Below are 21,742 nucleotides of genomic sequence, written 5' to 3' on the forward strand. Positions count from 1 at the left end.
GCATACACGCACCGTGCTGTCCGACGGACGTACCATCCCCCCGCCGTCAACATGCGGCATGGCATGCTGTGCGGCATAGGGAGTCCTCCTTGATGGATCCCTTTCAGCCCCCTTGCGACAGCAGCGTCCGCAGACGCAGGCCTTCCCTGCCCAATTGGCGAGGCTCACCCGCCGCCATCGCTTCGGGCGACATTTCCGCGAGTTCCTGATCCACCCAGCCCGCCTTCTGGCGTGGCCCCGGAATGTAGCCCACCCAGCGTCCGTAGCGCGGCAGCTTCGTTCCCATGTTGAAATCCACCGGCACGCGGACAGACCAGAACTCGGCGCCCACGTCGTCACCGCGCGTCGGCGGCGTGAACTGCCATTTCCTGGCGGCATTGATGGATACCTCCGCGAACATCTCGCGGAGCTGGCGCATCATGTTCTCGCTGGCCACCACGCGCAGGTTGACCTGTTCGGCGATCACGTCCTGCACAAGCCCGTCGCGACCGACCTTGAGCACCAGATACACCGTGCCCTGCGCGCCTCCCCGTGCCGCCGCTACCGGATAGCGGGGCGGGTCCATCTTCCTGCGGACGATCTCGTAGCCCTCGCCCGTGGATTGGGGGTAGAAGCTGGCCGCCTGCACGCGCATGAGGAAGCTGTCGTCATCCACCTTCTTCGCCACCAGCAACAGGCTCATGTCGTTGCGGATCCTGACCGCCTTGCCGTCGATCCTCGGCGGATCGAACGCCCAACCTGCCAGGTTGCCGCGGATGAAGGCGACCACGTCCGCGGGCAGCTTGTCAGGCTCCTTGAGCGTGTAGTCGACGATCGCGCCCTGCTCGTCCACCGTGATTTCGCCTTGCACCAGCAGGCTGGCTTCGAGCTGCTTGCGCACGCCACCGGCGCCCTGCCCCCACACGCTACCCGCGAAAACGAGCAGCCCCACGCAAGCGCAGATGCCCCACATCATCCGATACTTCATCGTCCCCTCCTTGATCGATGGAATCGCGCAGCCCGGTCCGGGCCCGTCCGCCGCATACTATCCGCCTGAGGTGACGCATGCACGGTAGTGGTCTGGAGTTGACGCTGGTGTTCCTGCTGGCCGCGGTGATCGCGGTGCCGGTGTTCAAGCGCTTTGGCCTGGGTGCCGTGCTGGCGTACCTGGTGGCCGGTGTGGTGCTGGGCCCGGACGGGCTGGCGCTGGTGCGGGACGCCGAGCGCATCCTGGATGCGGCCGAGATCGGGGTGGTGATGATGTTGTTCGTCATCGGCCTGGAGCTGTCGCCGGCGCGCCTGCGGGTGATGCGCAAGCCGGTGTTCGGCGCGGGTGGCCTGCAGGTGATGCTGAGTGCGCTGGTGCTGGGCGGGGTGGCGCTGCTGTTCGAGCACCACTGGAAGACGGCGCTGGTGATAGGGCTGGGGCTGGCGCTGTCGTCCACGGCCGTCAGCCTGCAACTGCTGTCCGAACACAAGGAACTCACCACCGAACACGGCCGGCTCGGCTTCGCGATCCTGCTGTTCCAGGATCTGGTCGCCATTCCGCTGCTCGCCGCTATTCCGTTGCTGGGCGGCGCCAAGAACGAAACGCTGACCTGGACCATGGTGCTGCATGCCATCGGTGCCGTCGCCATCGTGATCATTGGTGGACGGCTGCTGCTGCGGCACCTGTTCCGCATCGTGGCGCGTACCCGCATGCCCGAGGTGTTCACCGCCACTGCGCTGCTGGTGGTGCTGGGCATCGCGTGGTTCATGCAACTGGCCGACCTCAGCGCCGGCCTTGGCGCGTTCCTTGCCGGCGTGCTGTTGTCCGATTCGGAGTTCCGTCACGAACTGGAATCGCAGATCGATCCGTTCAAGGGGCTGCTGCTGGGCCTGTTCTTCATCGCCGTCGGCATGGACATCGACCTGGACGCCGTGATGAGGCAGCCGGAACTGGTCACCGCCGGCGTGCTGATCCTGCTGACGGTGAAGTTCACGCTGTTGTTCTGCGTCGGGCGCTGGCCGGGCCGGCTGGACCCGCGTGGCGCGCTGATGCTGGCAGGCACCCTGTGGCTGGGGGGCGAGTTCGCCTTCGTCGTCTTCAGCGAAGCCGCGCGGGTGCGCCTGATGGACGCCGAACTGCGCAACCAGCTGACTGCCATCGTGGGCATCTCGATGGCGCTGACCCCGGTGCTGCTGCTGGGCCTGCATCGCCTGCCGGCGCGCGCGCGGCGATCCGGGCCGTCGGCGCGTGCGTTCGATGACATTCCGGACGAGCAGCCGAAAGTGCTGATCGCCGGCATGGGCCGGTTCGGCCAGATCGTCGCGCGCCTGCTCACGGCGCAGCGCATCCCGTTCGTCGCGCTGGAGAACAGCTCCGAGACCGTGGATACGCTGCGGCGGTTCGGCAACATCCGGCTGTACTACGGCGATCCGACGCGTCCCGATCTGCTCCGGTCGGCCGGCGCGCAGCACGTGAAGGTCTTCGTGGTGGCGATGGACGACCCCGACACCAACATCAAGGCGACGCGGCTGATCCGGCGCATGTTCCCCGAGGCGCGCGTGCTGGCGCGCGCGCGCAACCGGCAGCATGCGTGGCGCCTGATGGACCTGAGCGCGGAGGCCTACCGCGAAACCCTGGGATCGAGCCTGGAGATGGCGCAGCAGGTGCTGGTGGAACTGGGCATGCCGCCGGAGACCGCTGCCGAGCACACCCGCCGCTTCCGCCAGCACGACGAAAGCCTGATGCGTGCGCAGTACCTGGTGTACGACGACGACGGGGCGGTGATCCAGACCGCGCGCGATGCGATCAGCGACCTGGAGAAACTCTTCGAAGCCGACGCCACCGGCAAAGACATCCCGCCGCCCGCGCGTTAACCGCGGTCTCGCAGGAAGCGGGCCATCGAAGCGCCCGCGCCCGGCGTGGCGGGAACGAATTCCGCTGCCACATCGATGAAACCGCGCATCACCGCGATCTCGCGCGGCGTGCGGTTCAATGCATCCCGCAACTCCGGGTCGGCGCCTGCGCGGAGCAGGCGGCTGACGACGCGCAACAGGCCATGCAGCGACGCCAGGTGCAGCGGCCCGAAGCCGCGCGGATCCTGCACGTCGAGCGAAACGTCTTCGTCCAGCAGGCGCTCCAGGCCGGCCAGCACGACCTCCTCGTCGCAGGCGGTGCCGGGTTCGGCTCGCGAGCCGAGCAGCAACAGGAGCGGCGTCACCGACCCTGCCGCGACCTGCTCGGATTCCGCACCGGACAGCAGCAGGGTATCGAGCAGCGCCACCAGGCGCGGCTTCTCGCGCGCGGTGAATCCGTACAGTGCGGCGCAATGCAGTGGCGTCAGTCCCTGCGCATCGCCGGCATGCACGTTGGCCCCGGCGTTGATCAGGCGCGCGACGATTTCCGGCAGGCCCAGCGCGGCGGCCAGCATCAGCACGGTGACGCCACCGGGCAACCGGTATTCGATGTCGGCACCGGCCGCGAGCAACGCGCTGACGATGTCGGCCTGGCGCATGCTCACCGCAGCCGACAGCGGCGTCGCACCGGTATTGGCGGCACGCTGCGCATCGGCGCCACGCGCGAGCAGCAGTTCCACCGTGGGCGTGAATCCACCACCGGCGGCACGCAGCAATGCGGTGCAGCCCTGGGCGTCGGGCGAGTCCACGTCGAAGCCGAGATCCAGCAACCGTCGCACCGCATCGCGATCGCCTGCCATGGCCGCCGCCGGCAGGTCGGCGGGACGCAACGCGCGACGCGGCAGCGACCAGATGCGCCAGTCCAGCCAGTCGGCCAGGTCACGGCGCCCGCAAGCCAGCGCGACACCCAGCGGGGTCTGGCCATCGGCGGCGCGCGACTCGGGCGACGCACCCTTGGCGATGAGGTGTTTCAGAGCGGTCTCGCGGCCGAGTACCGCCGCCAGGTGCAACGCGGTCATGCCGTGGCTGTCGCGCGCCTCGCGGTCCACGCCGATATCCAGCAGCCGGTCGAGCACGCGCTGCCAACCCAGGCGCACCGCCAGCGAGAGCGCAGGATCGCCTTGCGGGGAGGGGGCGAACGGGTCGGCGCCACGCTCGAGCAGGTCCAGCGCACAGGATTCCAGCGTCCTCGCGGCCTGATCGTCCGACGCACAGGCTGCCATGAAGCGCGCCAGGCCCCCGGCACCGGCCGGCGAAACCGCACGCGCAAGCAATGTCGCCAACGCGGGCATGCCCGCCGGCCCCTGCGACAGCAATGCGAACGCGATGGTGTCGCCATGCGCATTGCGATACTCAGGATCGGCGCCCTGCCTCAGCAACCATGCCAGACGCGTCGGACGCTGCATCTCGGCGTCGTGCAGCAGCGCACCGAGCTCATCACGCGAGCTCAGGCGCGCCAGCGCCTCCATGCCCTCCACCTGGCCGCTCGCCAGGCCCTCGCGCAGCAGGGCGGCCGGCGCGCGGTCGGGTGGGGTTTCGTCGTCCGCCGTCGCCACGGCGGTGGGCAAGGCATAGCCGGGGTCCAGCGCCGAGACCAACGCCCAGCGCCCCGCTTCGGCGGCGAGATCGACCGCGCGCCGGTCCAGGGCGTCGGTGGCCTCGGGATCGATGCCCCATTCCCGCAGCCGGCGCACCAGCGCCGGCGAAGCATGCTCGGCGGCGCATGCCAGCATCAGTGCGTTCCGGCGATCCGCGTCGACGGCCTGCCGGTCGGCGCCCGCCTCGGCGAGCTTCTCGAGCACGCCCAGATGTCCGCCGCGCGCGGCTTCCAGCCATGGCGTGCGCTGCTGTGCATCACGCGCATGCACGTCGGCACCTGCCGCCAGCAGCGATGCCGCGATTTCCGCATGGCCAGCATACGCGCCTTCGTGCAGTGCGCTGCGGCGCTGGGCATCGCGCGCATCCACCTTCGCCTTGTGCTTGAGGAGCAACTGCACGCCGGCAGGATCGTCTTCCTCGGTCGAGGCCGCCGCCAGCAGCACGGGTTGCCCGCCCTGCGGATCCGGACGCGCGCCGCGCTCCAGCAGGAATTTCGCCAGCCGCCAGTTGCCGGCGACACAGGCGACGCCCAACGGAGTGAGGCCGTCATGGTTCAAGGCATCCAGTTCCGCGGCAGCGTCGCGCAGCAGCGCGACCACGCCGGGATCGGAGCTGCGGGCGGCGTGATGCAGCGGTGTGTTGCCATCCGCGTCGGCGATGCGCGGATCGGCGCCATTGGCCAGCAGCGTGGTGACCGCGTCCGGGCGGCCATGCCAGCTGTCGCGCGTGGCGGCCAGCAGCGGCGTCACGCCGGCATGGGCATGGTTGAGGTCCACGCCATGCGCGATCAGCGTGCGTAGCAGGCGCAGGTCGGGCAGCACGGCCGCCAGCGCGCCGAGACTGCGCTGGTCGCGCGAGCCTTCCGCCGGCAACGCATGCGGATCCGCGCCGGCTTCGAGCAGTTCCAGCGCGCGGTCCACGCGCCCGGTGCGGGCGGCATCGAACAACGCCTGCTCCAGGTCCAGGGCATGTCCGGGTGCTTCCTCCTCGACCGTCGCGTGGAAGGCATCGGCCTCGCTTCCAGGCATTTCCACGACGGCCAGCACGCCGGCTCCGTCCAGCCGTTGCACCCCCCAGTGCACGAGCGGCAACAGCAGTGCATACGCCACGGCGGCACCGGTACGCGCCGCATCCGGCACCAGGTCCGTCCACGCCAGGGAAAGGCCACCGGCCACGGCAAGCGTCAACAGCGTGGCCACGGCCAGACCGCGCCACGCGTGGAAGTCGCGTTCGACCAGGCCACGCCAATGCGCGGACAGGGCGCCGCCATCACGCTCCAGGCCGTGCCAGAGAGGCCACGTCCGCCACAGCGCGACGATCACTGCCCCCACCACCGCGCTGACGCCCAGCGCGGCCGGCAGGCTGCCACTGTCGCGCAACGAGGCCAGCGGCCACGCCAGCAGCAGGGCCGTACCCGCGAACGCGACCGCCCAGGCCAGCATCAAGGCCGGCACGTCCTCACGCCAGGCACGCGAGGGCGCCAGCACGCGGGTGCCGCGCAGCCACGACACGCCCAGCGCGACGGCTGGCTGCGCCAGCCATGCCGCCACGGCCGCGGAAATCCCGCCTGCCCATCCGCCGACACCGGCCAGCAGCAGGCCCGCCAGCAAGGCGACCAGGGCGACAGGACGGGGCTGCAGCCGGAAATCAGGCATCGGGGCGAACAGTGGGATCGGCCTGGGGCGGGAACTGGATATGGAAGCCGCGCGCGGTCAGGTTCTCGCGCACCACGCCGGCATCTTCGCGCGCCAGCTTGCGGTCCGGCGTCAACGCCACTTCCAGCACGAACGAAAGGGGCCCCAGTTGGGTACGCAGCGGCTCGGGCACGAGGGTGAAGTCGTCGCGCTTCGCCAGGTAGACGAAGGTGTCGGCCTTGCGCTCGGTCTTGTAGACGTAGGCTTGCATTCGCGCGTATCGCGCCCCGCGAGTGGACAAGCAGGGATTGTGCGGGAAATGCCTTATGCGCGAAACCCGCGCGCGTTCACGCCGGACGTGACCATCGGCGGCCGGAACCGTGCGGCAGGGCTGGTAATCTTCGCCCCTTCACCTCGCACTAACGGATGCCCGATGCGCCCTGCCCTGCTCGCCTTGCTGCTGCCGCTCGCCCTCGCCCCCGCGGCGCACGCCCAGACGTCCGCGCCGTTGACGATCGAACAGGCGATGGCCGAGCCGGATTGGATCGGCCCCCCTGTCGAGCGCGCGTGGTGGGCATGGGACGGCAAGCAGGTGCAGTACGAACTCAAGCGCGACGCCAGCGTGGTGCGCGACACCTTCGAGCAGGCACTCGACGGCAGCGCCGCGCGGCGTATCGCCGATGATCAGCGCGCCCGGCTCGATGCCGGCAACCCCGTCTACGACGCGACCCGCCAGCGCATGCTGCTGTCGCGCAACAGCGACCTGTTCGTGCGCGACCTGCGCAGCGGCGCGCTTGCGCAGGTCACCCGGACCAACGAGGCCGAACAGCAGGCACGCTTCGCCCATGACGGCGCCGTGATCTGGCGCGCGGGCAACACGTGGTACCGCTGGGCCGCAGGCCCCGGCACGACCACCGTCGCCGAGCTGAAGACGGAACGCGATCCGCTTGCCCCGCCGAAGGCCGACGCCCTGCGCGAACAGCAGCTGCGGACGATCCGCACGCTCGCGGACGACCGCGCCCAGCGCGAGGCCGCGCAGAAGCAGGCCGAGGCCTGGCGCAAGGCCGATCCCACCCGCGCACCGGCGCCGGTGTACCTGGGCCCCGATGTCGAGATCGAATCCAGCTCGCTGTCGCCGAACGGCCGCTGGCTGCTGGTGGTGACGCGCAAGAAGGGCGCCGATGCCGGACAGGGCGGCAAGATGCCCAAGTACGTCACCGAGTCCGGCTACGAGGAATTCCAGGACGTGCGCACCCGCGTCGGCCGCAACGCGCCGCTGCCGCACGCGCTGTGGCGCGTGGATCTGGCCGACGGCAGTGTGAAGCCGCTCGCCTTCGATCCGCTGCCCGGTATCGACAAGGACCCGCTGGCGGCGCTGCGCAAAGCGGCCGGCAAGGACCCGTTGAAAGGCAACCGCGACGTACGCGTGGAGAACGACAGCGACGGCAGCGCCGTGGCGTGGACGAACGACGGCACGCAGGCCGCCGTGCAGATCCATGCAGTGGACAACAAGGACCGCTGGATCGCCACTGTCGACCTGCCCGGCGCCACGCTGCAGCCGCGCCACCGCCTGACCGACGCCGCGTGGGTGAACTGGGGTTTCAACCAGTTCGGCTGGCTGCCGGACAACCGCACGCTGTGGCTGCTGTCGGAAGAATCCGGCTATTCGCACCTCTATACCGCCACCGGCAGCGGGAAATTCCGCGCACGCACGGCGGGCAAATGGGAAGTCTCCGAGCCGGAGGTCGCACCGGATGGCAACGGTTTCCTGTTCCTCTGCAACCGCGCCTGGCCGGGCGACTACGAGGTCTGCAAGCTCGACCTCGCCAGTGACCAGCTGCGCGAGGTCACCGCGCTCGACGGCGTGGAGAGTTTCAGCGCATCGCCGGACGGTCGCCAGCTGCTGGTCCGGCACTCGCGCAGCTACACGCCGGCACAACTGTCCGTCGTGGGCGTGGACGGTGGTGCGCCGAAGCTGCTTACCGACACCCGCAGCGCGGCGTTCAAGGCGCGCGAGTGGATCGAACCGCAGTACGTGCAGGTGCCATCCAAGCACGGCGCCGGCATGGTCTGGGGCAAGTACTACGGCCCGAAGACGATGGAACCCGGCAAGCGCTACCCCATCGTCATGTTCGTGCACGGCGCCGGCTACCTGCAGAACGTCACCGCGCGCTACCCCAACTACTTCCGCGAGCAGATGTTCCACCACCTGCTGGTGGAACGCGGCTACATCGTGCTCGACCTGGACTACCGGGCCAGCGAGGGCTACGGCCGCGACTGGCGCACCGCGATCTACCGCAACATGGGCCATCCGGAACTCGAGGACTATCTCGACGGCCTGGATTGGCTGGTCGAGCAGAAGCAGGGCGACCGCGATCGCGCCGGCGTCTACGGTGGCAGCTACGGCGGCTTCATGACGTTCATGGCGCTGTTCCGTGAGCCCGGCACGTTCAAGGCCGGCGCCGCGCTGCGACCCGTCGTGGACTGGACGCAGTACAACCACGAGTACACCAGCAACATCCTCAACACGCCGGAGCTGGACCCCGAGGCCTACCGCACCTCGTCGCCGATCGAATACGCCGCCGGCCTGCAGGACCACCTGCTGATCGCGCACGGCATGATCGACGACAACGTGTTCTTCAAGGACTCCGTGGTGTTGACGCAGAAGCTGATCGAACTGCGCAAGGACAACTGGGAACTGGCGGCGTATCCGCTGGAACGCCACGGCTTCACGCGGTCGGACTCGTGGCTGGACGAGTACAAGCGCGTGCTCAAGCTGTTCGAGCAGAACCTGAAGTAAAGCCATGGCATCCGCCGCGCCGGCCAGTGCCGCAGGGTCGGCCTTCGTCACCGTCACGGCGAAGGTGTCCATCGCAATCGGCATCGTCGCCACGCTGTACGCCGCGATGCAGGTCATCGCGGCATGGATCCTGCTGGGTCAGCTGGATACCGATGCGGTGCTGGGCTTCCTCGCAACGCAACCGATCCCAGGGCCGGTGTCGTGGGTGCTGACGCATCTGCCAACGATCGCCGCGGGCTTCCTGGCCATCTGCATCGCCTTCCTCATTGTGTCGGTGGGGCTGCTGCGTCGCCGGGCCTGGGGCTGGTGGGGTTTCGTGACCTTCATGGTGCTGGGCGCGGCCGTCAATTTCGCCGGCATCGCAGCCATCGACGCCACGTTCTCCTGGGTGCAAGCCTTGCCTTCCCAACCGGAGCTCGAACAGGCGAAGGCCGAGCTTGCGGCGCTGCGCATGCTGACGCTGGCAACGCTGTGGGCAAGTGCGCTCGTGTTCGCCTTGCTGCACGGGCTGGTGGTCTGGCAGCTCTGCAGGCGCGACGTGCGGACGGAATTCGGGATAATCCGGACGCCCCGGTAGAATGCGCGGCATGAATCACATCACCACCGTCCGCGACTATCTGACCGACCTGCAGGATCGCATCTGCGCCGCCATCGAGGCCGCCGACGGCAGCGCACGCTTCCGCGAGGACGCGTGGACGCGCCCACCGGGCGATGTGTCGCCGATCCGCGGCGGCGGCCGCACCCGCGTGCTGCGCGACGGCGCGGTATTCGAGCAGGCGGGCATCGGCTTCTCCGATGTCTCCGGCGACCGGTTGCCGCCTTCGGCCTCCGCGCACCGGCCTGAACTTGCAGGCGCCTCATGGCGCGCGGTCGGAGTGTCGCTGGTGTTCCATCCGCGCAATCCCCATCTGCCCACCACGCATGCGAACGTGCGCCACTTCCGCGCCCAACGCGATGGCGAAACCGTCGCATGGTGGTTCGGCGGCGGCTTCGACCTGACCCCGTTCTATCCGGTCGACGAAGACGTACACCATTGGCACCGGACCGCGCGCGACCTGTGCGAACCGTTCGGTGGACAGGCACGCTACGACGCACACAAGCAGTGGTGCGACGAGTACTTCTTCCTCAAGCACCGCAATGAGACGCGCGGCGTGGGCGGTCTGTTCTTCGACGACCAGAGCGAGGATTTCGAGCGCGACTTCGGCTACCTGCGCGCCGTCGGTGACGGTTTCCTCGATGCCTACCTGCCGATCGTCGCCCGCCGCAAGGACACGCCCTATGGCGAACGCGAGCGGCAGTTCCAGCTGTATCGGCGCGGCCGCTACGTCGAGTTCAACCTGGTCTACGACCGCGGCACGCTGTTCGGCCTGCAGAGCGGTGGGCGTGCCGAGTCCATCCTGATGAGCCTGCCTCCCCTGGTGCGCTGGGAGTACGGCTATGTGCCGGAAGACGGCAGCGACGAGCAACGGCTGCTCGACTACCTGCGGCCGCGCGACTGGCTGGCCGACCCTGCCTGAGATGGCTTCCCTGTAGGAGCGACGTCAGTCGCGACCGCAGAAATGAAACGTCGTTGACGTTTCTCTCACCCGCACCGCGCGGCAAACAGGGAATGTTTGACCCGCGTGCGCCGGCGGAACCCCCACGCACCGGATGGCATGCGGTCGCGACTCACGTCGCTCCTACATGGCGCTACGCTTGCCTGCCTACCACCGTGATGCGCCCGTTGTTCTCCAGTACCGCCAACCGGATGTCGGCCATGTCCAGGCAGCCGGCTTCGCGCATCGCCTTTTCGAAATCCTCCCGGCTGATCAGCTCGCGGCGCAACACGTCGCGATAGACCTGCCCGTCGCGCGCCAGCAGTACCGGCGCACCCTCCACCCAGCGCTCCACCTTCGGCGAACGCGCCGACACCAGGCCCACGATCCAGTTCAACGCGATCAGCGTGGCCGCGAGCAGCAGGCCTCCCCCCACCGACGTGTCGGCGCCGAGCAGCGCGTTCTGCACGGCATTGCCCAGCAGGACCACCAGCAGCATGTCGAAGGGCGTGAACTGGCCCATCGTGCGCTTGCCGGTCATGCGGATCATCGCCAGCAGGAGGAAGTACACCACGCAGGCCCTCAGCACGAACGCCCACCACGGCATGGCCAGTTGGAGCATCTCGGCGAACGTTGCGTTCATGCGTCACCCGGTGGCGATGGATAGCGCGCACGGTAACGCAGGCGGCGAGGGCAAACGACAGGCAATAAAAAGCCCCGCAGACCAGGGGGAGATCGGCGGGGCCAGGGGAGCGGGACCTGGGGAGGGGTCGTCGCTCCGGGGGAGATCGCTCCAGGGGATGGGAGAGATCAGTGACAGACGTTGCATCTGTCACGGGCTATATGACCACTCCGCACATGGATGGTTCGTGAAGATTCCGGTTAAAAAACCGTAAGATTCAGGAGGAATTCAGTTTATTGAACTCGCCAGTATACAAATGTACCTGACAGGGTTTTCCTGAACCTTTTGCAAGTCCATGTTCCGGAAGGAAAACCGTTTCCAGACCCGCTCAGTGGGCCTCTTCCCAGTTGTCACCGACCCCGCTGTCGACCACCAGCGGAACGCTCAGTTGCGCTGCGGCCGCCATCCGCGCTGTCGCCTCTTTCAGCAAAGTCGGCACGAAGCCGGCGTCGGCTTCGAACACCAGTTCGTCGTGCACCTGCAGGATCATCAGCGCCTGGTCGCGGTGATCCGCAAGCCACGCATCCACGCCGATCATCGCGCGCTTGATGATGTCCGCCGCCGTGCCCTGCATCGGCGCATTGATCGCCGCGCGCTCGGCACCGGCACGCTGGCCCTGCGTGCCCTTGTTGATGTACTCCAGGTACAGGCGGCGGCCGAAGACGGTTTCGACATAGCCGTGTTCGCGCGCCTGCTGGCGGGTACGTTCCATGTAGTCGCGCACGCCCGGGTAGCGGCTGAAGTACAGCGCGATGTAGTCCTGCGCCTCACCCCGACCGATGCCCAGCTGGCGTGCCAGGCCGAAGGCGCTCATGCCGTACATCAGGCCGAAGTTGATCGCCTTGGCGGCGCGACGCTCGTTGCCGGTCACCTCGTCGAGCTTGCGCCCGAACACTTCCGCCGCCGTCGCCTTGTGGATGTCGGCGCCGGATTCGAACGCGCGCACCAGCCCCGGGTCCTGCGACAGGTGCGCCATGATGCGCAACTCGATCTGCGAGTAGTCGCAGGCCACCAGCTTGCGACCCGGCGGCGCAACGAAGGCCTTGCGGATGCGGCGGCCATCGTCGGTACGGATCGGGATGTTCTGCAGGTTGGGATCGGTGGATGACAGCCGTCCGGTCGCCGCACCGGCCTGGTGGTAGCTGGTATGCACGCGACCGGTGTCGGGATTGACCATCTCCGGCAGCTTGTCGGTATAGGTGCTGCGGAGCTTGGCCAAGCCACGGTACTCCAGGATCACGCGCGGCAACTCGTGCTGGTCGGCGATGGCCTCCAGCGCCTCCTCGTTGGTGCTGGGCTGGCCGGTCGGTGTCTTCACCAGCACCGGAAGCTTGAGTTCGTCGAACAGCAGCGCCTGCAGCTGCTTGGGCGAATCGAGATTGAAGGTGCGGCCCGCCAGCTCGGTCGCCTTCTGCTGCGCGGCCAACATGCGCTTGGACAGGTCTGCGCTCTGCCGGCGCAGTTCGTCGCCGTCGATCATCACGCCGTTCGCCTCGATGCGTGCCAGCACCGGCACCAGCGGCATCTCGATATCGCGGTAGACGCTTTCAAGGCCCGGCTCCGCGGCCAGCTTCGGCGCCAGCGCGCGATGCAGGCGCAGGGTGATGTCGGCGTCTTCGGCGGCGTAGCGGGTGGCGTCGTCGATGGCCACCTGCGAGAACAGGATCTGCTTGGCGCCCTTGCCGGCGACATCCTCGTACTTGACGGTGTCGTAGCCCAGCCAGCGCTTGGCAAGCGTGTCCATGTCGTGCCGGTTGCTGCCGGCATTCAGTACGAAGCTCTCCAGCATCGTGTCGTCGGCATAGCCCTGCACGTCCACGCCGTGGCGGCGCAGCACGTGCAGATCGTACTTGCCGTGCTGGCCCAGCTTGCGCCGGCCTGCATCGGCGAACACCGGCGCGAGCGCGGCAAGCACCGCTTCGCGGCCGAGCTGCGGCGGCGCGCCGGGATAGTCGTGTCCCACAGGGACGTAGACCGCCTTGCCGGGTTCGGTGGCGAAGCTCAGGCCGACCAGGTTCGCGCGCATCGGGTCGAGGCTGTCGGTTTCGGTATCGAACGCGAACTCATCCGCCTGCTGCAGCTGCGTTACCAGCGCCTCCAGCTGCGCTGGCTCCGTCACCGCCGTGTATTCGCCCGCAACCCCCAGCGACGCATCGATGGCCGCATCGTCCGTGGACATCGCGGCCACGCGACCGGTGCCGCGCGCGCGACCCGGTTCCTTCTCCGCCACGGCGGAGGTGTCGACCGTCCCGCCCTCGAGCTCCTTCAGCGCCTGGTTGAAGCCGTAGCGCGCGTACAGTTCGCGCAGCTCGTCCACATGCCGTTCGCGCAACGGCAGCGTCTCCGGCCCGCCGTCCAGCGCCACATCGGTCTTGATGGTGACCAGATCGCGATTCAGCGGCAGGCGAGGCAGGGCCGCGCGCAGGTTGTCGCCGATCTTGCCCTTGATCTCATCGGCCCGGTCGATGATCGCGCCCAGCGTGCCGTATTCGGCCAGCCATTTGGCGGCGGTCTTGGGCCCGCACTTCTCAACGCCCGGCACGTTGTCCACGGCGTCGCCCATCAGGGCAAGGAAGTCGACGATCTGCTCCGGCCGCACGCCGAACTTCTCCACCACTGCCTCGGTGGAATCCAGCCGGCTGCCGCTCATCGTATTGACCAGCGCAACGCCGGGACGCACCAGCTGCGCGAAGTCCTTGTCGCTGGTGGAGATGGTGACCTCCATGCCCTGTGCCGCGCCCTGCAGCGCAAGCGTGCCGATCACATCGTCCGCTTCCACACCGTCGACACGCAGCAGCGGGAAACCCAGCGCCTGCACGATGCGGATCATCGGCTCCACCTGCGCGCGCAGCTCTTCCGGCATGGGCGGGCGGTTGGCCTTGTAATCCGGATAGAGTTCGTCGCGGAAGGTCGGGCCGCTGGCATCGAGCACGAAGGCTACGTAGTCGGGCTTTTCCTTCAGCGTGGCGCGCAGCATGTTCACCACGCCGAACAGGGCGCCGGTGGGCTCGCCCCCGGCGTTGGTCAGCGGAGGCAGCGCGTGGAATGCGCGGAACAGGTAGCTGGAGCCGTCGATCAGTACGAGTCGTGTCATGCGGGCATTCTACGCCCCGCTCCTGCGCACGGCGTCACGCGCGCACCGTCGCATTGGGCGCATAATCGGGCCGTCATTCTCCCCCGACCGGACGCCACGATGAACCGCATGACGACCTTTGCCCTGCCGTTGTCCTGCCTGTTGGCGATGGCCGGCTGTGCCTCGACCGCCAGCGATCCCGCCAACATGGTGGACCTGGCCAACGCGCAGGTCGCGGTGCGCACCGAGAAGAACGGCGACGTGATCGAGGAATACCGCGTGGCCGGCAACCTGCGCATGGTCAAGGTGACGCCGTCGCGTGGGGCGGCGTACTACCTGTACGACTCCGACGGTGACGGCCGCTTGGACAAGAGCAAGGACAACAGCGACATCTCGCCGGTGTACTGGAAGCTCTACGGCTGGTGAGACCCCGCACTCAGCGGATCACCAGCACCGGTACGCCGCAGCGAGCCAGCACTTCGCTGGTCTGGCTGCCCAGCAACAGGCGTCCCAGCGCGCGCCGGCCATGCGAGGCCATGACGATCAGGTCGCAGCCTTGGCGCTCGGCGGTTTCGACGATGGCTTCCGCCGCGTACCGGTCGGTCACGTGCAGGCACTGCGCCTCCACGCCATGCGTGGCCGCCTGTGCAGCCGCCGCGTCCAGCACCTTGCGTGCCGCCTCCTCCCGGGCCGCCTGGAATTCGGGGAGCGAGGTCCCCATTGCACTCCAGCCCAGGCCGTCGTCGAAGCCGGTATTGATGGGTTCGCTGACGGTCAACACGGTCGCCCTGGCCTGCAGGCGCGTCGCCAGCGCCAGACCATGTTCCACGCCCTTGCCTGCCAGTTCGGAGCCGTCGGTCGCAATCAGGATATGCCGGTACATGCCGCACCTCGTGATGATGGGGTGCGGCCATTACACGCCCGATGGGCTTAGTGCGCCGTGATCTGGATCAATCGAACGGGTTACACGGCCTGCAGGTTCGCGTAGGCCATCACCAGCCACTTGCTGCCTTCGCTGTCGAAATTGACCTGCACGCGCGCGTGCGCGCCGCTGCCCTCGTAGTCGGTCACCACACCCTGGCCGAACTTGGCGTGGGTGACGGTCTGGCCCAGCTTGAGGCCTGGCGCTTCCAGGCTGGCGTGGCCGGGCGTCACCCGGGTGGCGAAGCCGGAGGCCGGCCGGCTGACCTGCACGCGAGGACGCACTTCGTTGAGCAGGTGGGCGGGAATCTCGCGCAGGAAGCGCGACGGGATGCCGTACATGTCCTGGCCGTGCAGGCGACGCGCTTCGGCATAGCTCAACACCAGCTTCTGCCGCGCACGGGTGATGCCGACATAAGCGAGCCGCCGCTCTTCCTCCAGCCGTCCGCTCTCGTCCAGCGAGCGGTTGCTGGGGAACAGTCCCTCTTCCAGCCCCGCGAGGAACACCAGCGGGAATTCCAGGCCCTTGGCCGAATGCAGCGTCATCAGCTGCACGCCGTCCTCGCCGGCCTCGACCTGGCCTTCGCCCGCCTCCAGCGCGGCGTAGGACAGGAAGGCGACCAGCTCGCTCATGCCCTCCTGGCCGTCTTCCTCGGCGGCGATGTCTTCGCGGCGCACGAAGCGCGAGGCGACCGACACCAGTTCGTCGAGGTTCTCGGTGCGGGATTCGGAATCCAGCCCGCCGCGGCTCTCGCGTGCCCAGTGCTCGCGCAGGCCGGAGCGTGCCAGCACGTGGTCCACGCGCTCGGCCAGCGTCATCTCCGCGGTTTCCTCGGCCAGCTGGTCGACCAGTGCGGCGAACGCGGCCAGCGCGTTGCGCGCACGCCCGGCCAGGTCACTGCCCTGCGCGGCCAGCATCGCTGCGCCCCACAACGACACGCGTGCACCGCGCGCCAGCCTTCGTACTTCGTCCAGCGTGCGCTCGCCGATGCCGCGCGTGGGCGTGTTGACCACGCGCTCGAACGCCGCGTCGTCGGCGCGGTTGGCCATCAGGCGCAGGTAGGCCAGCGCGTCCTTGATTTCGGCGCGCTCGAAGAAGCGCATGCCGCCATACACGCGGTAAGGCACCTGTTCGGACAGCAGCGCCTCTTCGAAGGCACGCGACTGTGCGTTGCTGCGGTAGAGGATGGCGGCGTCGCCCAGGCTGCCGCCGTCGCGCACCCATTGGCGGATGCGCTCGACGACGAAGCGGGCTTCGTCCATCTCGTTGTAGGCGGCGTACAAGTCGATCGGCTCGCCGTCGCCGGTATCGGTCCACAGCTGCTTGCCGATCCGGCCGGGGTTGTGCGCGATCACCGCGTTGGCCGCGCCCAGGATGTTGGCGCTGGAGCGGTAATTCTGTTCCAGCCGGATCGTCCGCGCGGACGGATGGTCGCGCAGGAACTGCTGCATGTTCTCGACTTTCGCGCCGCGCCAGCCGTAGATGCTCTGGTCGTCGTCGCCGACCACGAACACGTGTCCCGTATCGCCTGCGAGCACACGGACGAACGCGTACTGGATGGCGTTGGTGTCCTGGAACTCGTCCACCAGGATCTCGCGGAAGCGCGTGCGGTAATGCGCCAGCAGGGCCGGCGTGTCGCGCAGCAGCTCGTGCGCGCGCAGCAGCAGTTCGGCGAAATCCACCAGCCCGGCGCGGTCGCAGCGTTCCTGGTAGCCGGCGTAGACCTGGCGACGCACGTCGAGCCAGTCGTCGTTCGGCGCCGGCTGGATGTGGTCGGGCCGGCGGCCTTCGTCCTTCTGCTCGTTGATCCACCAGGTGAGCTGCTTGGGCGGGTACTTGCCCTCGTCCAGCTCCATCCCCTGGACGACGCGCTTGACCAGGCGCTGTTGGTCGTCGCTGTCCAGCACCTGGAACGTTTCCGGCAGCTTCGCTTCCTGCCAGTGCAGCCGCAGCAGGCGGTGCGCGAGGCCGTGGAAGGTGCCGATCCACATGCCGCGGCTGCCGTTGCGCAGCTGCACGTCGGCGCGCGCACGCATCTCGCCGGCGGCCTTGTTGGTGAACGTCACCGCCAGGATGCCGTGGGTCGGCACGCCGTGGACTTCGTTGAGCCAGGCGATGCGGTGGGTCAGCACGCGGGTCTTGCCGGAGCCGGCGCCGGCCAGGACCAGGTAATGCCCGGGTTCGGCGGAGACGGCGTCGCGCTGGGCGGGATTCAGGTCGTCGAGCAGGTGGGAAACATCCATCCGCGCATTTTACGGCCTGCGGCGACCCAAACCCTGAGACGCTGGCCGTTCAGGCGAGCTCGGCGATCTGCATCGAGACCTGCTTGCGGCCATCATCCAGCCATTGGCGACCCGCTTCGACGAAGCCATGCCGCGCATGGAACAGGCGCGACGGCTCGTTCGGCGGCACCACGTTGAACTCGCAGGTGATGCACGGTATGCCCGCTGCGCGCGCGAAGGCGAACAGGTCGCCATAGAGCGCCGACCCGAGACGATGGCCCTGCACGGCGGCATCCACGACGATGCGGTCCACGTACAGGAAATCCCGGTAACGCGCAGCGAACCAGCCGAAGTTGTCGTTGCTGTAGTGGGCGCCGGCGCGCATCGCGAGCAGGAACGCGACGACGCGGCCATCCAGCGTCGCCACGCGCAGGTGGGCGGACAGGGATGCCAACTGGCGCGCCCTGTCTTCGTCCATCGGGCTGGTGTGGCGGACCTCGGATGTGTTCAGCGCGACGATGGCCGCGATGTCGCCATCGTCCGCATCGCGTATTACGGGCTCGGTCGTCACCGGATCAGTGCGCGGCGTGCTTGGCGGGCGCGCCGCCGTTCATCAACTTGTCGGTCCAAGCAATGCCGATCGCCGACAGAATGAAGACGCAATGGATGATGGTCTGCCAGAGCACGCCGTCCGGCGTCAGCTGCGTGCACTGCGTGCTGGTGATGGCCATCTCCGCCTTCATTTGAGCCAGTTGCGCGGGCGTGCAGAACGGAAGGCCGTTCAAGGCACCGGCCGCGATGAAGGTTTTCAGCAGGTGGATCGACGAGATGCCGATGATCGCCATCGCCAGCTTGACCTTCAACACGGACGCATTGACGTGGCTCAGCCACTCCGGCTGGTCCGGGTGGCCTTCCAGGCGCAGGCGCGACACGAAGGTCTCGTAGCCACCGACGATCACCATGACCAGCAGGTTGGAGATCATCACGACGTCGATCAGACCCAGCACGATCAGCATGATTTCCTGCTCGCCCAATCCGGGCGCGCGGTGGATCAGGTGCCAGAGTTCCTTGCCGAACAGGAACACGTAGACGCACTGCGCCACGATCAGGCCCAAGTACAGCGGCAGCTGCAGCCAGCGCGACGCAAAGATCAGGTTGGGCAGGAAGTTGGGGCGAGGGCTGGGCGGAAGCGTCATGGGAACAGTGTTTTCCAAGGATGCGGCAGGGTAACGGCGGATCTTGACGCTGCCAAGTCCGCCGGCACCGCTAGACTCGAAGGCCTCCCCTCGCCGTGGAATCCCCCATGATCGACCTCTATTACTGGCCCACGCCGAACGGCCACAAGATCACGCTGATGCTGGAAGAACTGGCCGAGGCAGGCGCGAAGCTCGACTACCGCATCGTGCCGGTCGACATCGGCAAGGGCGACCAGTTCAAGCCGGAATACCTGGCGTTCTCGCCCAACAACAAGATGCCGGCCATCATCGACCATGCCCCCGCCGACGGCGGCGCGCCGATCAGCGTATTCGAATCCGGCGCCATCCTGCTTTACCTGGCCAACAAGACCGGGCGCTTCTTCGGCGCCGATACGCGGCAGAAAGTCACCGTGAACCAGTGGCTGATGTGGCAGATGGCCGGCCTGGGCCCGATGAGCGGGCAGTACGGCCACTTCACCGTGTACGCGCCGGAGAAGATCCCGTATGCCATCGACCGTTACACCCGCGAGGTGCAGCGCCTGCTTGGCGTGCTGGATGGGCAGCTGGCGAAGCATGCGTACGTGGCCGGCGAGGATTACAGCATCGCCGACATGGCGATCCATCCGTGGGTCAACGCCTACGACAAGGCGCCACTGGATATGTCACCGTATCCCCACCTGCAGCGCTGGCATGCGGACGTGGCCGCGCGACCGGCCGTGCAACGTGCGTATGCGTTGAAGACACAGGTCAATCCCGACGCCGGCAAGCCGCTGACCGACGAAGAGCGCAAGCACCTGTTCGGCCGGTAGCGTGCGCCATGTGCACGACCGCCTGACCCCTGTATCACGCGCCACGCGTACGACGCGCGGTGTGGAATCTCCAGGTCGTGCGCGCAGCGCACGCTACGGTTCGCGGGTGCAATAATCCGGGCCTGACCGGCCCCGCCGCCCGAGAAATCCGATGCGCCTTGCCCTGTTCGCCCTGATGACCTTCGCCACCGCCCTGCCCGCCCACGCCGAGAAGCTCACGCTGGAAGCCATCACCGGCAGCGCACCGCTGACCGGACCGACACTGACCAAACCGCAAGTTGCGCCGGACGGATCGCGGGTGACGTTCCTGCGCGGCAAGGACAGCGACCGCAACCGGCTGGACCTGTGGGAATACGACATCGCGAGCGGCCAGACGCGCCTGCTGGTGGACTCCTCCGTGGTGCTGCCAGGCGAAGAAGTCCTGAGCGACGAGGAAAAAGCGCGCCGCGAGCGCCAGCGCATCGCCGCGCTCTCGGGCATCGTCGATTACCAATGGTCGCCGGACGGCAAGGCATTGTTGTTCCCGCTCGGCGGCGAGCTGTACTTCTATGACCTTGCAAAGTCCGGCAAGGACGCAGTGCGCAAGCTCACGGACGGCGGCGGGTTCGCGACCGATCCGAAGCTCTCGCCGAAAGGCGGCTTCGTCAGCTTCATCCGCGATCGCAACCTGTGGGTCATCGCCTTGGTCGACGGCAAGGAAGTGCAGCTGACCCGCGATGGCAGCGACACGATCGGCAACGGCGTGGCCGAATTCGTCGCCGACGAGGAAATGGACCGCCACACCGGTTACTGGTGGGCGCCGGACGATTCGGCCATCGCGTTCGCGCGTATCGACGAAACGCCCGTGCCGGTACAGAAGCGCTACGAGGTCTATCCCGACCGCACGGACGTGGTCGAGCAGCGCTACCCGGCTGCCGGCGATCACAACGTGCTGGTGCAGCTGGGCGTGATCGTGCCGAAGACCGGTGCCAAGCCGCAGTGGATAGACCTGGGCACCGAGAAGGACATCTACCTGGCCCGCGTGGACTGGCGTGATCCGCAGCGCCTGACGTTCCAGCGCCAGTCGCGCGACCAGAAGGAGCTCGAACTGATCGAGACCACGCTGGCGACCGGCCAGCAGCGCACGCTGGTGACGGAAACGTCGAAGACATGGGTGCCGCTGCACAGCGACCTGCGCTTCCTGAAGGACGGGCGCTTCCTGTGGTCGTCGGAGCGCAGCGGGTTCGAGCATCTGTATGTCGCGTCGGAAGACGGATCGAAGTTGACCGCGCTGACGCAAGGCGAATGGGTCGTCGACAGCCTGTTGGCCCTCGATGAAGCCGCAGGCGTGGCCTATGTCAGCGGTACCCGCGACAGCGCCGCCGAGCAGCACGTCTACGCCGTGCCGTTGGCCGGTGGCGAGCCGCGACGACTGAGCCAGGCACCGGGCATGCATGCGGCCGCCTTCGCGCGCAACGCCAGTGTCTTCGTCGACAGCTGGTCCAGCGACACCACGCTACCGCAGATCGAACTGTTCAAGGCCGATGGCACGAAGCTGGCGACACTGCTGGCCAACGATGTGACCGATGCCGCGCATCCCTACGCGAAGTACCGCACGACGCACCAGCCCACCGCCTACGGCACGCTGACTGCGGCCGACGGCACCACGCCCCTGCACTACAGCCTGATCAAGCCGGCCGATTTCGATCCGAAGAAGAAGTACCCGGTCGTGGTTTTCGTCTACGGCGGTCCCGCCGCGCAGACCGTCACCCGCGCATGGCCCGGCCGCAGCGACAGCTTCTTCAACCAGTACCTGGCCCAGCGGGGCTACGTGGTGTTCTCGCTGGACAACCGCGGCACGCCGCGGCGCGGCGCGGCCTTCGGCGGCGCGCTCTACGGCAGGCAAGGCACCGTGGAAGTGGACGACCAGTTGCGCGGCGTCGAATGGCTCACGTCGCAGGCATTCGTCGATCCCGCGCGCATCGGCGTGTACGGCTGGTCCAATGGCGGCTACATGACGCTGATGCTGCTGGCCAAACACAGCCAGGCTTATGCCTGCGGCGTGTCCGGCGCGCCGGTGACGGACTGGGCGCTGTACGACACCCACTACACCGAGCGCTACATGGACCTGCCGAAGGCGAACGAGGCGGGCTATCGCGAGGCCAGCGTGTTCACCCACCTTGACGGCATCGGCGCCGGCAAGCTGCTGCTGATCCACGGCATGGCCGACGACAACGTGCTGTTCACCAACTCGACCAAGCTGATGAGTGACCTGCAGAAGCGCGGCACGCCGTTCGAGCTGATGACCTACCCGGGCGCCAAGCACGGCCTGCGCGGCAGCGACCTGCTGCACCGCTACCGGCTGACCGAGGATTTCTTCGCCCGCTGCCTGAAGCCCTGAGACGAAGGAG

At 67.8% G+C, this 21,742-nt stretch carries 16 protein-coding genes; 7 read left to right on the forward strand and 9 right to left on the reverse strand.

What is annotated here, in order from left to right; translation table 11 throughout:
- Nucleotides 1–103: 103 nt before the first annotated feature.
- Complete coding sequence (locus OY559_RS18755; protein WP_277727804.1) at nucleotides 104–967, reverse strand: energy transducer TonB; 864 nt, start codon at nucleotides 965–967, stop codon at nucleotides 104–106.
- A 77-nt stretch (nucleotides 968–1,044) separates the two neighbouring features.
- Here OY559_RS18755 and OY559_RS18760 point away from each other — a divergent pair, with 77 nt between their 5' ends.
- The gene (locus OY559_RS18760) at nucleotides 1,045–2,841 is read left to right on the forward strand and encodes a monovalent cation:proton antiporter-2 (CPA2) family protein (protein WP_277727805.1); all 1,797 of its coding nucleotides are present in this window, start codon (nucleotides 1,045–1,047) and stop codon (nucleotides 2,839–2,841) included.
- Here OY559_RS18760 and OY559_RS18765 read toward each other — a convergent pair.
- Together OY559_RS18765 and OY559_RS18770 are read right to left on the reverse strand one after the other, a co-directional pair.
- The gene (locus OY559_RS18765; protein WP_277727806.1) at nucleotides 2,838–6,134 is read right to left on the reverse strand and encodes an ankyrin repeat domain-containing protein; all 3,297 of its coding nucleotides are present in this window, start codon (nucleotides 6,132–6,134) and stop codon (nucleotides 2,838–2,840) included. The genes OY559_RS18760 and OY559_RS18765 overlap by 4 nt on opposite strands.
- Nucleotides 6,127–6,384 carry a YcgL domain-containing protein gene (locus tag OY559_RS18770; RefSeq protein ID WP_277727807.1) on the reverse strand — a complete coding sequence of 86 codons (258 nt, stop codon included), beginning with the start codon at nucleotides 6,382–6,384 and terminating at the stop codon, nucleotides 6,127–6,129. Before OY559_RS18770 ends, OY559_RS18765 begins: the two co-directional genes overlap by 8 nt.
- A 186-nt stretch (nucleotides 6,385–6,570) precedes the next feature.
- On the opposite strand from OY559_RS18770, the gene OY559_RS18775 reads away from it, so the two are divergent.
- The 3 genes from OY559_RS18775 to hemF are packed head-to-tail and all read left to right on the forward strand — an operon-like array spanning nucleotide 6,571 to nucleotide 10,430.
- Nucleotides 6,571–8,913 (forward strand): S9 family peptidase, encoded by a 2,343-nt coding sequence (locus OY559_RS18775; protein ID WP_277730063.1) that lies wholly within the window; start codon nucleotides 6,571–6,573, stop codon nucleotides 8,911–8,913.
- A gap of 4 nt (nucleotides 8,914–8,917) precedes the next feature.
- Nucleotides 8,918–9,490 (forward strand): hypothetical protein, encoded by a 573-nt coding sequence (locus tag OY559_RS18780; protein ID WP_277727808.1) that lies wholly within the window; start codon nucleotides 8,918–8,920, stop codon nucleotides 9,488–9,490.
- A 10-nt stretch (nucleotides 9,491–9,500) separates the two neighbouring features.
- Nucleotides 9,501–10,430 (forward strand): oxygen-dependent coproporphyrinogen oxidase, encoded by a 930-nt coding sequence (gene hemF / locus OY559_RS18785; protein ID WP_277727809.1) that lies wholly within the window; start codon nucleotides 9,501–9,503, stop codon nucleotides 10,428–10,430.
- Nucleotides 10,431–10,602: 172 nt separating this feature from the next.
- On the opposite strand, the gene OY559_RS18790 is transcribed toward hemF, so the two are convergent.
- Nucleotides 10,603–11,091, reverse strand: a complete 489-nt coding sequence (locus tag OY559_RS18790; RefSeq protein WP_277727810.1) for a DUF421 domain-containing protein — start codon at nucleotides 11,089–11,091, stop codon at nucleotides 10,603–10,605.
- Nucleotides 11,092–11,458: 367 nt separating this feature from the next.
- Nucleotides 11,459–14,224 (reverse strand): DNA polymerase I, encoded by a 2,766-nt coding sequence (gene polA / locus OY559_RS18795; RefSeq protein WP_277727811.1) that lies wholly within the window; start codon nucleotides 14,222–14,224, stop codon nucleotides 11,459–11,461.
- Nucleotides 14,225–14,332: 108 nt separating this feature from the next.
- Between polA and OY559_RS18800 the strand changes: the two genes are divergently transcribed.
- Nucleotides 14,333–14,629 (forward strand): DUF2782 domain-containing protein, encoded by a 297-nt coding sequence (locus OY559_RS18800; protein WP_277727812.1) that lies wholly within the window; start codon nucleotides 14,333–14,335, stop codon nucleotides 14,627–14,629.
- 10 nt (nucleotides 14,630–14,639) lie between these two features.
- Here OY559_RS18800 and OY559_RS18805 read toward each other — a convergent pair whose 3' ends face one another.
- The 4 genes from OY559_RS18805 to OY559_RS18820 form a co-directional block, all read right to left on the reverse strand.
- Nucleotides 14,640–15,086, reverse strand: a complete 447-nt coding sequence (locus OY559_RS18805; RefSeq protein ID WP_277727813.1) for a universal stress protein — start codon at nucleotides 15,084–15,086, stop codon at nucleotides 14,640–14,642.
- A gap of 80 nt (nucleotides 15,087–15,166) precedes the next feature.
- Entirely contained in the window at nucleotides 15,167–17,368 is a 2,202-nt protein-coding gene (gene uvrD / locus OY559_RS18810) for a DNA helicase II (protein ID WP_277727814.1), read from the reverse strand.
- 49 nt (nucleotides 17,369–17,417) lie between these two features.
- Nucleotides 17,418–17,918 carry a GNAT family N-acetyltransferase gene (locus OY559_RS18815; protein WP_277727815.1) on the reverse strand — a complete coding sequence of 167 codons (501 nt, stop codon included), beginning with the start codon at nucleotides 17,916–17,918 and terminating at the stop codon, nucleotides 17,418–17,420.
- A gap of 4 nt (nucleotides 17,919–17,922) precedes the next feature.
- A complete protein-coding gene (locus OY559_RS18820; RefSeq protein WP_241046975.1) occupies nucleotides 17,923–18,543 on the reverse strand; it encodes a TIGR00645 family protein in 621 nt (206 codons plus the stop codon).
- A 107-nt stretch (nucleotides 18,544–18,650) separates the two neighbouring features.
- Here OY559_RS18820 and OY559_RS18825 point away from each other — a divergent pair, with 107 nt between their 5' ends.
- Together OY559_RS18825 and OY559_RS18830 are read left to right on the forward strand one after the other, a co-directional pair.
- Nucleotides 18,651–19,352 carry a glutathione binding-like protein gene (locus tag OY559_RS18825; RefSeq protein WP_277727817.1) on the forward strand — a complete coding sequence of 234 codons (702 nt, stop codon included), beginning with the start codon at nucleotides 18,651–18,653 and terminating at the stop codon, nucleotides 19,350–19,352.
- A 151-nt stretch (nucleotides 19,353–19,503) separates the two neighbouring features.
- Nucleotides 19,504–21,732: a dipeptidyl aminopeptidase 4 gene (locus OY559_RS18830; protein WP_277727818.1), complete on the forward strand. Its 2,229-nt coding sequence runs from the start codon at nucleotides 19,504–19,506 to the stop codon at nucleotides 21,730–21,732.
- Nucleotides 21,733–21,742: the final 10 nt, after the last annotated feature.

The organism is Pseudoxanthomonas sp. SE1 (genome assembly GCF_029542205.1).
Lineage (GTDB): Bacteria > Pseudomonadota > Gammaproteobacteria > Xanthomonadales > Xanthomonadaceae > Pseudoxanthomonas_A.

What these genes read in the sequence shown, in the direction of transcription:
- OY559_RS18800 (WP_277727812.1), top strand. Translation starts at nt 14,333, where the DNA reads ATGACGACCTTTGCCCTGCCGTTGTCCTGCCTGTTGGCGATGGCCGGC.
- uvrD (WP_277727814.1), bottom strand. Translation starts at nt 17,368, where the DNA reads ATGGATGTTTCCCACCTGCTCGACGACCTGAATCCCGCCCAGCGCGAC.
- OY559_RS18805 (WP_277727813.1), bottom strand. Translation starts at nt 15,086, where the DNA reads ATGTACCGGCATATCCTGATTGCGACCGACGGCTCCGAACTGGCAGGC.
- polA (WP_277727811.1), bottom strand. Translation starts at nt 14,224, where the DNA reads ATGACACGACTCGTACTGATCGACGGCTCCAGCTACCTGTTCCGCGCA.
- hemF (WP_277727809.1), top strand. Translation starts at nt 9,501, where the DNA reads ATGAATCACATCACCACCGTCCGCGACTATCTGACCGACCTGCAGGAT.
- OY559_RS18825 (WP_277727817.1), top strand. Translation starts at nt 18,651, where the DNA reads ATGATCGACCTCTATTACTGGCCCACGCCGAACGGCCACAAGATCACG.
- OY559_RS18765 (WP_277727806.1), bottom strand. Translation starts at nt 6,134, where the DNA reads ATGCCTGATTTCCGGCTGCAGCCCCGTCCTGTCGCCCTGGTCGCCTTG.
- OY559_RS18755 (WP_277727804.1), bottom strand. Translation starts at nt 967, where the DNA reads ATGAAGTATCGGATGATGTGGGGCATCTGCGCTTGCGTGGGGCTGCTC.
- OY559_RS18790 (WP_277727810.1), bottom strand. Translation starts at nt 11,091, where the DNA reads ATGAACGCAACGTTCGCCGAGATGCTCCAACTGGCCATGCCGTGGTGG.
- OY559_RS18760 (WP_277727805.1), top strand. Translation starts at nt 1,045, where the DNA reads ATGCACGGTAGTGGTCTGGAGTTGACGCTGGTGTTCCTGCTGGCCGCG.
- OY559_RS18820 (WP_241046975.1), bottom strand. Translation starts at nt 18,543, where the DNA reads ATGACGCTTCCGCCCAGCCCTCGCCCCAACTTCCTGCCCAACCTGATC.
- OY559_RS18830 (WP_277727818.1), top strand. Translation starts at nt 19,504, where the DNA reads ATGCGCCTTGCCCTGTTCGCCCTGATGACCTTCGCCACCGCCCTGCCC.
- OY559_RS18780 (WP_277727808.1), top strand. Translation starts at nt 8,918, where the DNA reads ATGGCATCCGCCGCGCCGGCCAGTGCCGCAGGGTCGGCCTTCGTCACC.
- OY559_RS18770 (WP_277727807.1), bottom strand. Translation starts at nt 6,384, where the DNA reads ATGCAAGCCTACGTCTACAAGACCGAGCGCAAGGCCGACACCTTCGTC.